Consider the following 14,607-nt stretch of genomic DNA (forward strand, 5'->3'; position numbering starts at 1 on the left):
ATGGATGAAAATTTAATGATGATATGGCAGAAATGCCTTCAGTTTATGCGTGATAATCTCAACGCAGCTGAAGATAATTCTGATCTTAAAAAGCTTGAAAAATCTTTCGACTTACTGTTTGATAAAGTGCAGCCAATTTCTTTGGTTGACAATAATCTTACATTAATGGTTCCGAGTGATTTTTACAAAGAGTATATTGAGGATAATTACCTGTCCCTGCTTTCTGCTGCCCTGAAGAAAAATATAGGAAAAGGTGTGAAACTTTGGTATTCTGTAATGGAAAATAAGCCGGTTGGTTTAGAAAAACCTGTTACAATGAATATGAAAGGGAAAACAGTTCCCACTCCGAAAGTCCAGGAAACTATGCCGCAAGGTTTCTCTTCCAACATAGTTAATCCGTTTGTGGTTCCGGGAATTAAAAAAGTAAATATAGATTCTAATCTGAAATCAGATTTTTCTTTCGAAAATTACGTAGAAGGAGAGAGTAATAAGTTTGCTGCTACCGTAGCGAGATCTATTGCCAAAAGACCGGGAGCAACTGCTTTTAACCCATTGTTTTTATATGGAGGTTATGGAGTAGGAAAAACGCACTTAGGACAGGCTGTTGGACTTGAAGTGAAAAGTCAATTTCCGGATAAGGTGGTGCTGTATCTGTCTTCTGAAAAATTTATTCAGCAGTTTATTTCAGCGGCAAAGGCGCATAAACAAACAGAATTCGCTAACTTCTATCAGATGGTAGATGTACTGATTATTGATGATATTCAGTTCCTATCAGGAAAATCTGCAACACAAGATAGCTTCTTCCATATTTTTGACTATCTGCATCAGAACGGAAAACAGATTATCCTTACTTCAGATAAAGCTCCGGCAGATATTATGGATATTCAGGACAGAATTGTTTCCCGCTTCAAATGGGGACTTTCTGCAGAAATAAAATCTCCGGATTTAGAAACCCGTAAGAAAATTATTGAAGACAAATTAAGCAGAGACGGTATCGTTCTTACAGAAGATATGCTTGATTTCCTTGCAGCGGAAGCCAAGACAAACGTGAGAGAACTTATTGGGGTGATCAACTCAGTGATTGCCTACTCTACAATTTATAAATCCGACTTAAGTTTAGAACTTTTAAAAGATACGATCAACAAAATTGCGGCTAATCAGAAAAAAGTGATCAACATTCCTTTTATTCAGGAAGTGGTATGTGATTATTTCGGAATTAAGAGGGAACAGCTTTTATCTAAAACAAGAAAAAGAGAAATTGCTCTTCCAAGACAGTTGGCAATGTATTTTGCTAAAGAATTTACCAATGCTACTTTTACGAAAATTGGAGAAGAAATGGGAGGTAAAGATCACTCAACAGTAATGTATGCATGTGAAACGATAAAAGATGTATCTAAAATCGATAAGGAAGTCAAAAAATACGTTAAAGAGCTTACCGAAAGAATCAAACACTAAAATACTTTAAATTAAATACAAGAGATGAAGAATATAGCCTATTCTTCATTTTTTGTTTAGTTTTGCCTGAAGTAATAATATTGCTTTCTAATCATTAAATCAGTTAATTTTTTAAATAAATATTCATGAAAATATTAATGGTCTGTTTGGGAAATATATGCAGAAGTCCTTTAGCAGAAGGAATTATGAAGACCAAGCTTCCTGAAGACTATATGGTGGATTCTGCGGGAACAATTTCTATGCATGAAGGTGAACATCCGGATAAAAGAGCCATAAAGACAGCAGCAAACCACGGTATAGATATTTCAAAACAACGTTCAAGACCTATTGGTGCTAAGGATTTTGAAATTTTTGATAAAATCTACTGTATGGATGTTGATGTTTTGGCAGATGTGGTTTCAAAAGCGGAGAATGAAGAACAAAGACAAAAAATATCCTTATTTTTAGAAGCTGCAGGAGATCATAAAAATACAGAAGTTCCCGATCCGTATTGGGGAGATATGAAAGATTTTGAAAACGTTTTCCAGCTTCTGGATAAAGGCTGCGAAAAAATTGCAGAAAATTTATTGTTAGAATCGTAATTTACAATTATCATTAGAATAAGTCAAAACCATGCTTTTTTTATTACCTGCTTATCTTTCTGAAAATACTTCTATCACTCATTTTTCACCAGTGATAAAAGAATATATTATGCAAACCGATTACTTTTTTGTTGAAAATGAAAAAACAGCCAGAAAAGTAGTGAAGTTTTTTGCTCCTGAAAAAAAACAGTCAGATCTGAAACTTTTTCTTTTAGATAAATACACTGAAAACGCTGATATCAAAGATGCACAGCAATTGATGCTGAAAGGTCAGGACTTTGGCCTGCTTTCAGAAGCCGGACTTCCCTGTATTGCGGATCCGGGAAATCTGATGGTAAAATGGTGTCATGAAAAAAATATCAGAGTAATCCCGATTTCAGGACCTTCATCGATTATTTTGGCCCTTATTTCAAGTGGTTTTAACGGGCAGGAATTTACGTTTAACGGATATCTTCCGATTGATAAAAGCGAAAAGAAAAAACAGATTTTACAGTTGGAAAATTTAGTTCAAAAAACAGGATATTCCCAGATTTTCATGGAAACTCCCTACAGGAATAATCAGCTTTTTGAAGATATGACGAAGTTTTTATCACCTAATACAAAGCTTTGCATCGCTGCCAATATCAATGATCCAGAGTTAGAATTTATCAAAACAAAGACTATTAAAGACTGGCAAAAACAGAAACCGGAACTTCATAAAATTCCTGCTGTATTTGTATTAGGTAAATAATTATAAAAATTTTCAACTGTCATTCTGACGAAGGAAGAATCTCAACTACATTTTTAGAGATTCTTCATTGCATTTTTGCTTCATTCAGAATGACAAGTTAAATATTAGTTTATCTGGTATTATTTCTTCTTTCTGCCTCTCCATTTCCTCCAAAGAAAAATAAAAACAGGAATCAATAAAAAGAATGGCCAAAGTGATATAATTCCCAGAATAAAAGTCACGAAACTATTCCAACCTTCCGTTATAGAATCTCCGAAACGGCTTCCGAAACCAATGTTCGAAGTGGCAGAGCTTCTTATTTTCTCTTTGTACAAGTTCAGATTTAATGTACTGTAATTTACGCGGTCATCAATAAAACGCAATCTTCCTTCCGAGACATCAATTTCGTCTTCAAGTTCACGAATGTTTTCCTGAATTTCCAGCATGTCTTTTGTGGTTGCAGCACTTTTCAGCATATCTCTGTACTTCTCAAGGTATATTTTTTTGTTGGCCAATTTTATCGAAACATCGGTATATTCTTCTGTAACGTCATTTGATGATATATTTTTAGATAAAACAGAACCCACTCCATTAGAAAAAGAATTGACAAGAGCATCAAAGTTTTTATGGGGAACTCTGATGGTAATGTATAAGTTTTCGTCTATATCCGTATTCTGAAATTCTTCCTTTTGAATATAAGCCTGATTGTTTTTTATAATTTCATTAATCTTATCCTGCGACTTCTTAATATCTCCGACCTGGATTCTCATATCTCCATTTTTAATAATTTTCTTGGAAATAGTGTCAATTCTTTGGGTTGGAAAATTGGATTTATTTTCAGATTCTGTTTTTTCAGAAACTAAGTTTGGTGGTTGAGAGGAGTTTGGTGCAGTAGGTGAGCTAAGTGCTACTTTATCTTCTTGAATGATTTCTGCTAGATCGGCACGGGTTTCTTCTTTAGCAATGTTTTCAGATTTGTTACAACCGATAATAAGTAAACAAACTAATGAGATAGATAATTTTTTCATACATAAAGTTTGAGTAGTTTTATCAAAAAGCATGCGAAAAACCGATTTTTATTCTAAATTCTCAATAATTTTTTAAAATTGATGTGACTTATTTTGTTTTATTTATTGTTTGAGCATTTCAAACTGTTAAAATTGAATTTATTTTATATTTTTATTGAATGAAAAAGAGTCTTTTAGCCATTATATGTTTTCCGTTTTTAATCTATGCTCAGGAAGTTCAGAAACTGACAAATGAAATGGCGATCAAATTATCCGAAAAACCGCTTCACTGTATCAATCAGGAGTATCCGAATAAAACCGCACATATTATTAATAATGCCGGAGAAGTTCCGTTAAGTCCAAAAGATCTGCATCCGAGCTTCTATGGATGTTTCGATTGGCATAGCTCTGTTCATGGGCATTGGATGCTTGTTCGTTTATTGAAGACAAAACCTGGCTTACCGGTTGCAAAAGACATTGAAAATATACTTGATAGCTCTTTTAAAAAAGAAAATCTTCAGACCGAAGCTGATTATTTCACAAAATATCAATTAACCGGAACTTTTGAAAGAACATACGGGTGGGCCTGGTTATTGAAACTGGATGAAGAATTAGCAACCTGGAACCATCCAAAAGCCAAAATCTGGCATCAGAACTTAAAACCTTTAACGGATAAGATTTTGAGTTCGTGGAAAACCTTTTTACCTAAACAGACGTATCCGAACAGAACCGGTGTTCATCCCAATACGGCTTTTGCAATGGTTTTTGCTTTGGATTGGGCAAGAGCGACAGGTGATAAGACTTTCGAGAATCAACTGATCGAAAAAGCAAAAGATTTCTACTTAAACAATACAAAAACTCCAGCTTATCTGGAACCGGACGGTTCGGATTTTTTTTCGCCAAGTTTAGAAATTGCTGATCTGATGAGAAGGGTTCTGCCTCAAAAAGAATTTGTACAGTGGTTTGATAAATTCTACGAAAAACGAAGCCTGGAAAATATTGAAAAAATTCCTGTAGTAAGTGATCTGAATGACTATCAAACGGTTCATCTGGTAGGATTGTCTTTTTCAAAAGCATGGTGTATGAAAGGAATTGCAAAATCCCTCCCGGATCATCATCCGTTGAAAAAAGAATTTCAGAAAACAGCAACTATATTTTTAAACAATGGACTTCCATTGCTCTTTCAGGGAAATTATGGCGGAGATCATTGGTTAGCAAGTTTTGCAGTCTATGCTTTAGAAGATTAATATCTTATTCCTAATTTTTTAAGAATAAAACTTAATAACCAGATCGGACCGATCAGAAGGAATTGTAAATCTTTCAGAAATGAAGGTTTTTTGCCTTCAATTTTATGTCCGACAAATTGTAAAATCCAGGTGATGATAAATATGGCCAGGTAAAAAATCCATGATTTTTTGCCAAAAGTGACATTGGCTAAAGAAACAAAATGCTCCATCAAAAGCATTACAAAAATCATGATGATGGCAATTCTCCATGACAATCTGAAATAAAAAATAGTTACCAGAGCCAGAGCGATGAAGCTTGCAATGCTCATGAATCCAAAATATTTCAGATATATATTGGGAGTCGGGATGTATGAGATGAAACCTAAAATAGTCCAGAAGATTAAAGGCACACAAATCCAGTGAATTAGTTTATTGGTAGAGTTTCTGTGACTATCGCCATATTCGGCAAGTAGCAAATCAATCTTTCTCATATCAGGCTATTTTGTAAAATACTAAAATAATAAATTTTTGCAATCGCTCAAGACTTTGCTTACATTTGTGCTATGTCTGTCTTAGAAAAGTTCGGGGTTGATGTTTTTACACAACATAATATATTCGAGAGAATTGCTGTCGATAAACCTTTCCGTCCTGAAAATCCGGCATTCATTTTTATTAAAACAGGTACCATAAAGCTTAAGCAGCATTTCCGTGATCTGGAGCTTTCTGCCAATATGTTTATGGTGACAGACCCGCAAACGATTTACGAAGTGGTTTCAGTGAGTGATGATTTTCAGTCGAGAATGGTTTCCTATAAACGTGAATTTATTTCAGCTTTATCACTAAAGTTCAACAGATTAATAACCTACCGTTACTTCAGGCAGCAAATGAACATTGGAGTTCCTTTTCATCAGGATGAAATGGATGTGGTCTGGAAAAGCGTAAATTTTCTTAAATATATCCTGGATTCGGAGACAGAAATGATGTATAAAAAAGAAATGGTGGAGCATCTGTTTTCTGTTTTCTGTTATCAGATGGCAGGAATTATTTCCAAAGAAGACAACAGTTCGATGAACCAGATGTCGAGACAGGAGGAAATTGTTTTTGTATTTCTGACTGATCTCGCAGAACATCATCTTACGGAGCGGTCAGTTGAATTTTATGCCGAACGTCAGTCGATTACAACCAGACATCTTTCATCAGTTATCAAGTCTATTACAGGGAAGTCTGCAAGTCAAATTATTGCTTTAGTTGTAATTAATGAGGCTAAAGTGCTTTTAAACTCTTCAAATAAAACTGTTTCGGAGGTTTCTTCAATTCTTGGATTTAGCGATCAGTACTCGCTTTCTCACTTTTTTAAGAAGCATTTGGGCGAAAGCCCGTCGCAATACAGGCATCAGTTCGAAAACTAAAATCTTACATTTGAACATCCTTTTCCAATTCTCAAACATTTGTTTGAGTTTTTGAACGCCATAACTTTGTACTCGTAAAACAAGGTAAAATGGTAAAGAACGTAAAAACAGCACTATCACTCGTGGTAGCACTATTTCCTGCGCTGTTTTTTTCACAAGAAATAAAACAGATGACAGCGAATGAGGTGGCCGAACTTGCCGTGCAAAATCATCAGCAATTAAAAGTTTCGGCACAGAATATCGATATTGCCAAACAGAATACTAATGTTGCAAAACTTCAAAAACTTCCTACCATAACGGCTTCTACGAGTCAGTTTTATTTAGGGGATGCAGTGGCGATCGATAAAGATTTCTCCAATTCCACCAATATTCCGATGCCTCATTACGGAAGCTCTTATGCGGTTCAGGCAACTCAGCTGATCTTCAAAGGAGGATTGGTAAATAAATCTATTGAACTGGCTGGACTTCGCGAACAGCTTTCGAAATTGGATTTAGAAAAGAATAAACAGGATGTGAAATTTTTAGTCATCTCTAATTATTTGGATGTTTATAAGATCTTAAACCAACAGGAAGTATTTCAGAACAACAAAAGATTGGCTCAGGAAAGGTTAAAAAATATCCAGAAATTTTATCAGCAGGGAATGGTTACCCGAAATGAAGTGATTCGTGGTGAACTGGCGATCAAGAATTTGGATCAGGGAATTTTGACTTTGGTGAACAATAAGAAGATACTTAACTATAATTTAAATATTGCTTTGGGATTGCCGACAGATACTGAGATTATCCCGATTGAAAGTTTAGAGAATAAAGAAGCCGGAATTGGAATGGAATATTATGTAAATCTTGCCCACGAAAGCAATCCTTCAATGAAATTTGCAAAAACAAATAGGGATGTTGCAGATAAAAACATTGAAATCATTAAGACAGATAAAATGCCTACGGTTGCAGGTTTTGGAGGATATACTCTGCAAAGACCGATTACTACGAGAAATCCAGTGTTGGATATGTATTCCGGAGGTTGGCAGACAGGAGTTTCTTTAAGTTATAATATTGATAATTTATATAAAACAAAAGAAAGAGTAAAGCTGGGAGAACTGCAAAAAACGCAGGCCAACGATGCAATGACGTTAACACAACAGAATATTGATATGGCTGTGAATGCTGCGTATGTAAAGTACCAGGAATCTATTCAGCAGGCAGATATTTTGAATGATGCTAAAAAATTGGCGGAAGAAAACTACAAGATTACGGAAGCTAAATATCTGAATCAATTGGCAGTACAGGCAGAAATGATTGATGCGCAAAACCAAAAACTTCAATCTGAACTGGATTATGCGAATGCAGAAATCAATGTACTGTATCAATATTACAATCTTCTGAAATCTACAGGAACTCTTTAATTTTTAAAACTGAAAACAATGGAAAACAAGGAACAAAATACTCAAAATATATCTTCAACACCTGTACAATCAAGTGCTGCAGCAAAAAAGAAAGAAAATAAAAAGAATAAAATCAGAGCCATCATCTCAAATGTTATTGTCTTTTTGGTGATCGGTTTCGGATTGTTCTGGCTGGTTCGTGAATATTTTCATATTGGAGACAAAACCTATACTGAAGCGGCTCAGGTCGAGGAATTCATTAACCCGATTAATACCCGAGTTTCGGCTTATATCAAAGAAATAAAATTCATTGAACACCAAAAAGTTAAAAAAGGTGACACACTGGTCATTCTTGATAACCGTGAAATTTTAACTCAGCTTGGTCAGGCTGAAGCGGCTTATCAGAATGCTTTAGCTCAAAAAACGGCAACAAGCTCATCAGTGAATACCGTTTCAAATAATGTTAATGTTATGGAATCGAACATTGCCGGTGCAAAAGCAAGACTTTGGAATGCTGAACAAAACTTAACCCGATATAAAAATCTTCTGGCTTCTGAAGCGGTTACAAGACAGCAATATGATCAGGTAAAAACTGAGTATGACGCTCAAAAGGCTGCCTATGAAACTTTGGTGAACCAAAAACAGTCTGCGAATCTTTCTACAACAGAAGTGAAGAGTAAATTAGGAATTAATGATGCCGAAATTAAAAGAACGAAATCTGCTTTGGATATGGCAAAAATCAATTTGTCTTATACTGTGATTACAGCACCTTATGACGGAGTGATGGGAAGAAGAACAATCTCCGAAGGACAATTGATTCAACCGGGACAACAAGTGGCAACGATTGTCTTAAACGGACAAAAATGGGTAACTGCCAACTTTTTGGAAAGCCAGATGCCCAATATTAAAATCGGGGAAAAAATGATGATGACGGCAGATGCTTTGGGCGGACAAAAATTTGAAGGAGTGGTAACTGCAATTTCTGCGGCAACGGGTTCAAGGTATTCAAGTGTTCCGACAGATAATTCGACCGGAAACTTCATTAAAGTTCAGCAGAGAATTCCTGTGAGAATTGAGTTTACGGCTTCTAATAAAAAAGAAAATGTAGATAAACTGAGTGCAGGGATGAATGTGAATGTGAGTTTTGAAAGTAAAAAGTAAAAAGATTCAAGTAAAAAGTGAGATTCTATAAGTTTAAAAAATAGATAAGAGTTCAATTGACTATAAATCTACATAATACTTGAATCTTTTTACTTCTTCCTTGGCTCTTATTTAAATCAACAAAAATGTATAACAAAGGATTGTATAACGACTGGGTTCCGAAACCTGTACAGCTTTTACTGATTGTATTGCTTCTTGCCGTTGTAATGCCACTGGGTGGAGTGTATGTAGGGAACATCAGTTATGTAGTGAGCGGAACCGGTGCGATGACCGAATATTTCATGTGGGCGAATTATGCTACCACCATAGGAATGGGAGCATGTATGCCGGTTGTTCTCAGAATGAAAATGAGATTTAAGGTTCGGGATAAAATGACGGTTTTACTAGTACTTTTAGGATTGCTGAGCTATCTTAATTCAACCACTCTTGATCCGATGATCTTTGTGTTTTCTTCTTTATGTATAGGATTTTTAAAAATGATGGTAACGATAGAATTATTTTTACCATTAATGGCAATGATTGGCAACCGGGGAATGTTTTATGGAGCATTTTATACATTTGTTTTGGTGCTTAATCAGATTTCAGGATATTATGCGGCAGAAATATCCATTAATTACAACTGGCAGCATTTTTATGTAATTATGGCGGTTGCGTGTTTTGTACTGGCTTTGGTGCATTGGGTTTTTATGCATGACAAATATTTTGCGCTGAAAGTTCCGTTACATTATATTGACTGGTTAAGTATATTACTTTTTGTCTCTACATTTATGTTTTCGGCTTATGTCTTTTCATTTGGAAAACAGCAGGATTGGCTCAATTCAAAAAATATCATCAATGCAAGTATTGCTGCATTTGTGAGTTTTGCCTTGTTAACTGTTCGTCAGCTCACTTTAAAAAGACCTTATCTTTCTTTTAAAATATTCACAAAAAATAATGTTCAGCACGGATTGTTCATGCTTTTTATGTTAGGAATGTTTTTAGGAACAACTACGATTCAGAATTCTTTTGCAGTGGGAGTTTTAGGATACGATCAATTGACGAATGCCAAATTAAACCTGTTGATGATTCCCGGACTTATTTTAGCAGGAGTTATCGCAATATTTTGGTTTAAAAAAGAAATTCCTTTGAAGATGTTTATTTTTTCCGGGTTTGCAGCAATGGTGGGATACGCAATCGTGATGTACTTTTCGATGGTACTGGAATTCAATTATGAAAACTGGTATTTGCCTATGTTCCTGAAAGGATACGGAATGGGTTCGCTTTTTATTTCCGTTTGGTTTTATACATTAGATAAACTGGAAATGGATGATATGTTGGCTGCTATAGGATTGGTATTGGTTTGGAGAACATTTTTAGCCGTTGGAGTTTTCTCCGCGCTATATTCATGGTTCCTGTATCATTTTCAGGTGGTTGCCATCGGAGATCTTGCGGTTTATATGGATGGAATGACTGTTACTTCCCAAAATGCGGCAGGTTTGAAAGCTATTCAGCTGAATGCCATTCTTGTAGCGAGTAAAAAAATATTCGGATATATTATTCTGACAGGAATCGGAGTTTTAGTTTATGTTTTTACGCATCATTTCGGAAAAGAGCGTTTCGAATATGCCAGATTTGTTAAAATATTAAGCGGAAAATCGGCTTTGGCGAGAAAAAGACTTCGCGAAAGAAAAAAATTGTTACATGAAATAAAAGATGCAGCGGGTCCTGCATTATAAAGAAACCTTGTTTTTCACCTGTAAAACTCCATTTTATTATAAGATGGGGTTTTACTTTTTGTACCGTTAAAAAATTAAACAATTATTTAAAAATATGAAATTTTTCATGCTCTTTTATTTTTATTGCTTCTAAATAAAAATTATTTTTGAAAATATTTATAGAAATTTTAATTAAGAAGAATGAAAAAGCATTATGTTGTTGCTGCTTTACTGATTTCAGGAGCTGTATTTTCTCAAACGACTACGGATTCTACAAACGCTAAAAGTATTGAGGATGTAGTCATTGTAGCTTCAAGAAAACCTACGAAAATCTCCGAAATTCCCGGTACGGTTTGGGTTGTTCAGAAAGAGAAAATCCAGGAGCAGGTAAAGAGCGGAGTTCCCATTAAAGAAATGTTGTCCATTTTAATTCCGAGTATGGATATCGGTCCGCAGGGAAGAACCAACTACGGACAAAATATGCGCGGACGTTCTGCTTTAATTATGATTGACGGTGTGTCATTGAACAGCATCCGTACCATCAGCCGACAGCTTGATGCGATTGATCCTTTTAATATTGAAAGAATTGAAGTGCTTTCCGGGGCAAGTTCCATTTATGGAGGAAACGCAACGGGAGGAATTATTAATATTATAACCAAAGCTCCTTCTAAAAAAGGAATTAGCGGCGAAACAGAAGTGGGAGTCCGTACCGGATTTATGGGAAGCGATGATCACGATTTCCGTGCGGCACAATCTATTGCAGCAAAAGGAGAGAAGCTTTTCGGAAGATTGGGAGTTGCCTATCAGCAAAACGGTGGAGTCTACGGAGCAGATCAGAAACAGGTTCTTACAGATATTACACAGACGGATCTTCAATACAACCAGTCATTGGATATCTTGGCAACAGGAGGATATAAGTTTAATAACAACCATAAAATTACGGCTTCTGTTCAGTATTATAATTCTAAATTTAATGGCGACAGAAGTTTATATTTAGGCCAGAATCTTGCTGCTTTTACTACAAAAAATGCCAGTCTGCTGGAAATGAGAGACGGTTTTTCCTCAGATAAGAACATTGGAACGGAGCGTTATATGGGAACCTTAACCTATAACGGAAATAATATTTTAGGCGGTCAGGATTTATATGTTCAGTTGGCAACGAGAGGGGAGAAATTAGGATTTTATCCGTTTCCGGGAACCGTAAAATTACCGGCTACGACTTCTTATATGTCTTCTTCCCAACAAAATACGTTCTATTCGGGTTTAAAAGCTTTACTGTCAAAATCATGGAGAGGATTGAATGTAACTTATGGAGTGGATGTAGATTTTGAGAAATTCGAAGGGAACCAATCTGTATATGATATTGCTAAAACAATGTCAAGTGGTGGATTAATCAACGAAACCAAATACAGTCTGGGAAGATATCCAACCAATCATTCGGAAAGTTACGCAGGATATGTTCAGGCAAAATATAATATTCTTCCAAAATTGCAGCTTAACGGTGGGGTAAGATATCAGAATATGAATGTAAAAGTAGACGATTTCATTGGATCACAACAGCAGACTCAGGTGGCTATGGGATACGGAGCATCTGCTTCTGTCATTCCGGGAGGAAAAAGTTCTTATAATGTGACTCTTGCCAATGCAGGATTGCTATATCGATTTGATGAACAACATCAGGTTTGGGGAACTTTCTCACAAGGAGTAAGTTTGGCAGACCCTTCAAAATACTACGGAATTGGAGTGTATGCTCTGAATGCAGGTACAGGAAACTGGGACGTCACTTCGAGTATTAATGTAAAAGAGCAACCTTTACAGGCAATTAAAACCAATCAGTTTGAAGCAGGGTACCGTATCAGCAAAGGCGGATTGAGAGGGCAGATTGCCGGATTCTTAAGTACTTCCGATAAAAATATTGCGGTAGACAGAACTACATTCCAGATTTTGGTTAATGATCTGAAACTAAGAAATATGGGAATTGAAGCTGAGGTTTCTTACAGCATGACTAACGGAGTATATTTTGGAGCCAGCGGATTGTTGATCCAGTCTCAGGTAGATAACAAAGGGGAGTGGCAAAAGCAGGAGATTTACAATGCTTCTCCATCAAAATTGGTGACCTATATTGGTTATAATGTCAGAAACTGGTCATTCAGATTCCAGTCACTGCAAAACTTTAAATTGAAGGATGATATTAATAATGAAATTGATGGGTACAATACCTCTGATTTAATGGTAGGCTACCGATTCAATTGGGGTAAATTCAATTTAGGAATTCAGAATATCTTCAATACAGATTATCAGACAATCTGGAGTAAGCGTTCTCAGGTGTTGTATTCTTCTTATGGAATTCCTGAACTGTTTAATTATAAAGTAAGAGGAAGAACGTTCAATCTTTCCTATACTTTTGAATTTTAATTCTATTATATAAAACAAAAACAGACTTCCTAATAAAGAAGTCTGTTTTTTATAAGTTGATTAAGTAATTTTTAATTACGGAAATACTGTCTTACATCCGCTGAATCAAAAGTATAATCTGCCTGATTTTCAGATTTGTCTAGCTTTTTGCTGATGGCTAAAGCCCATAAAACAAGTTCTTTACAGAAGTTTTGATCTTCTTTGCTCAATTCAGAGGCGTTTTCTTCAACAACTGTTGTAAGTGGTTGTATCTTATTCAGTTTAGCATAGAATTCTTTATCCGTATCCGCATAGTTTAACTCAAGCTGATTCTTTGAAAACCATTGGATCAAGTCTGTATATGGAGTTTTAATTCCCTCTTTTTCCAGTTTTGAAATACGCGGGAAAATATCCTCAAACAATCTCATAATAGCCTGATCAATCAGAATTTTGGCAACATGATCTGCGCCTTCCTGTTCTCCTTCATACACCAATTCGATTTTTCCGGTGATAGAAGGAATAATAGACATGAAATCTAAAAGACGAATGCTTGTTTTTTCTGAACCGGTTTCCAAAAGACGCAGTTTAGCCGCTGCAAAAAGATTTTCCATGGCACTGATCGTTAATCTTGCGCTTACTCCACTTTTGGCATCCACATATTCACTGTCTCTGGCTACAAAAGCGACTTCTTCCAAGAGGTTTTTCGCTAAATCAGAGATCTGGATTTTTTCACGATCTTTTGGGGAAATTAAAGCTTCCTGCTCAGTAATTTGCTTGGCAAGCTCAACACTTTTTGGGTAATGAGTGAAAATCTGAGAACCGATTCTGTCTTTTAACGGTGTTACGATACTTCCTCTGTTGGTGTAATCTTCAGGGTTTGCCGTAAATACAAACTGAATATCTAAAGGCATTCTCAATTGGAAACCTCTGATCTGAATATCACCTTCCTGTAAAATATTGAACAAAGAAACCTGAATTCTGGCCTGCAGATCGGGTAATTCATTCAAAACAAAAATAGAACGATTAGCTCTTGGAATCATTCCGTAATGCAAAACTCTTTCGTCAGAATAAGGTAATTTTAAAGTCGCTGCCTTTATGGGATCGATGTCTCCAATTAAATCGGCAATATTTACATCAGGAGTTGCCAGTTTTTCAAAAAAACGGTCTGAACGGTGAACCCATGAAATTGGCGTTTCGTCACCAAGTTCTGCAACAAGATCTTTCGCATATTTTGAAATCGGCTGAAACGGACTGTCGTTAATTTCAGAACCTTTTACAATCGGCATATATTCATCCAAAAGATTGACCATGCTTCTGGCAATTCTTGTTTTTGCCTGTCCACGCAATCCCAAAAGATTGATGTGATGACCTGCCAGAATCGCTTTTTTCAATTGAGGAATCACGGTATCTTCATAGCCGTAAAGTCCTTCAAAAACAGGTTCTTTAGCTTTGATCTTAGCAATCAGATTAGCCTGAATTTCCTGGTTGATGGTTTTATCTGTATATCCTGATTTTTTTAGTTCTTTAAATGTTGTATCGTTTTTCATTTGTCTAGTCATATAATGTGTTATATAGCAGTATTAATAGGTCTA

The 14,607-nt window shown here is 35.7% G+C and carries 12 protein-coding genes; 9 read left to right on the forward strand and 3 right to left on the reverse strand.

The features are described 5' to 3' along the window. The 3 genes from dnaA (at position 1) to MKS83_RS00015 (ending at position 2,766) form a co-directional block, all read left to right on the forward strand. Positions 1-1,455, forward strand: coding sequence for a chromosomal replication initiator protein DnaA (dnaA, locus tag MKS83_RS00005; protein WP_100376943.1), 1,455 nt, complete (start codon positions 1-3; stop codon positions 1,453-1,455). 125 nt (positions 1,456-1,580) lie between these two features. Next, entirely contained in the window at positions 1,581-2,036 is a 456-nt protein-coding gene (locus MKS83_RS00010) for a low molecular weight protein-tyrosine-phosphatase (RefSeq protein ID WP_240581404.1), read from the forward strand. A gap of 31 nt (positions 2,037-2,067) precedes the next feature. Continuing rightward, positions 2,068-2,766 carry an SAM-dependent methyltransferase gene (locus MKS83_RS00015; RefSeq protein ID WP_240581405.1) on the forward strand — a complete coding sequence of 233 codons (699 nt, stop codon included), beginning with the start codon at positions 2,068-2,070 and terminating at the stop codon, positions 2,764-2,766. A gap of 119 nt (positions 2,767-2,885) precedes the next feature. Here MKS83_RS00015 and MKS83_RS00020 read toward each other — a convergent pair whose 3' ends face one another. Further along, a complete protein-coding gene (locus tag MKS83_RS00020) occupies positions 2,886-3,773 on the reverse strand; it encodes a DUF4349 domain-containing protein (RefSeq protein ID WP_240581406.1) in 888 nt (295 codons plus the stop codon). A 158-nt stretch (positions 3,774-3,931) separates the two neighbouring features. On the opposite strand from MKS83_RS00020, the gene MKS83_RS00025 reads away from it, so the two are divergent. Beyond that, positions 3,932-4,999, forward strand: a complete 1,068-nt coding sequence (locus tag MKS83_RS00025; protein WP_240581407.1) for a DUF2891 domain-containing protein — start codon at positions 3,932-3,934, stop codon at positions 4,997-4,999. On the opposite strand, the gene MKS83_RS00030 is transcribed toward MKS83_RS00025, so the two are convergent. Next, positions 4,996-5,469, reverse strand: a complete 474-nt coding sequence (locus MKS83_RS00030) for a DUF962 domain-containing protein (RefSeq protein WP_100375070.1) — start codon at positions 5,467-5,469, stop codon at positions 4,996-4,998. The genes MKS83_RS00025 and MKS83_RS00030 overlap by 4 nt on opposite strands. A gap of 72 nt (positions 5,470-5,541) precedes the next feature. Here MKS83_RS00030 and MKS83_RS00035 point away from each other — a divergent pair, with 72 nt between their 5' ends. The 5 genes from MKS83_RS00035 (at position 5,542) to MKS83_RS00055 (ending at position 13,036) form a co-directional block, all read left to right on the forward strand. Further along, a complete protein-coding gene (locus tag MKS83_RS00035) occupies positions 5,542-6,387 on the forward strand; it encodes a helix-turn-helix domain-containing protein (protein ID WP_240581408.1) in 846 nt (281 codons plus the stop codon). A gap of 89 nt (positions 6,388-6,476) precedes the next feature. After that, a complete protein-coding gene (locus tag MKS83_RS00040; protein WP_240581409.1) occupies positions 6,477-7,787 on the forward strand; it encodes a TolC family protein in 1,311 nt (436 codons plus the stop codon). 18 nt (positions 7,788-7,805) lie between these two features. Then, complete coding sequence (locus MKS83_RS00045) at positions 7,806-8,927, forward strand: HlyD family secretion protein (protein WP_240581410.1); 1,122 nt, start codon at positions 7,806-7,808, stop codon at positions 8,925-8,927. Between the two features lie 125 nt (positions 8,928-9,052). Further along, positions 9,053-10,642: an MFS transporter gene (locus tag MKS83_RS00050; RefSeq protein ID WP_240581411.1), complete on the forward strand. Its 1,590-nt coding sequence runs from the start codon at positions 9,053-9,055 to the stop codon at positions 10,640-10,642. Positions 10,643-10,822: 180 nt separating this feature from the next. Further along, entirely contained in the window at positions 10,823-13,036 is a 2,214-nt protein-coding gene (locus MKS83_RS00055; protein ID WP_240581412.1) for a TonB-dependent receptor, read from the forward strand. 71 nt (positions 13,037-13,107) lie between these two features. Here MKS83_RS00055 and MKS83_RS00060 read toward each other — a convergent pair whose 3' ends face one another. Continuing rightward, complete coding sequence (locus tag MKS83_RS00060) at positions 13,108-14,562, reverse strand: sigma 54-interacting transcriptional regulator (protein ID WP_240581413.1); 1,455 nt, start codon at positions 14,560-14,562, stop codon at positions 13,108-13,110. Between the last annotated feature and the right edge of the window lie 45 nt (positions 14,563-14,607).

It is taken from the genome of Chryseobacterium sp. Y16C, from assembly GCF_022488405.1.
Taxonomy (GTDB): Bacteria; Bacteroidota; Bacteroidia; order Flavobacteriales; family Weeksellaceae; genus Chryseobacterium; species Chryseobacterium geocarposphaerae.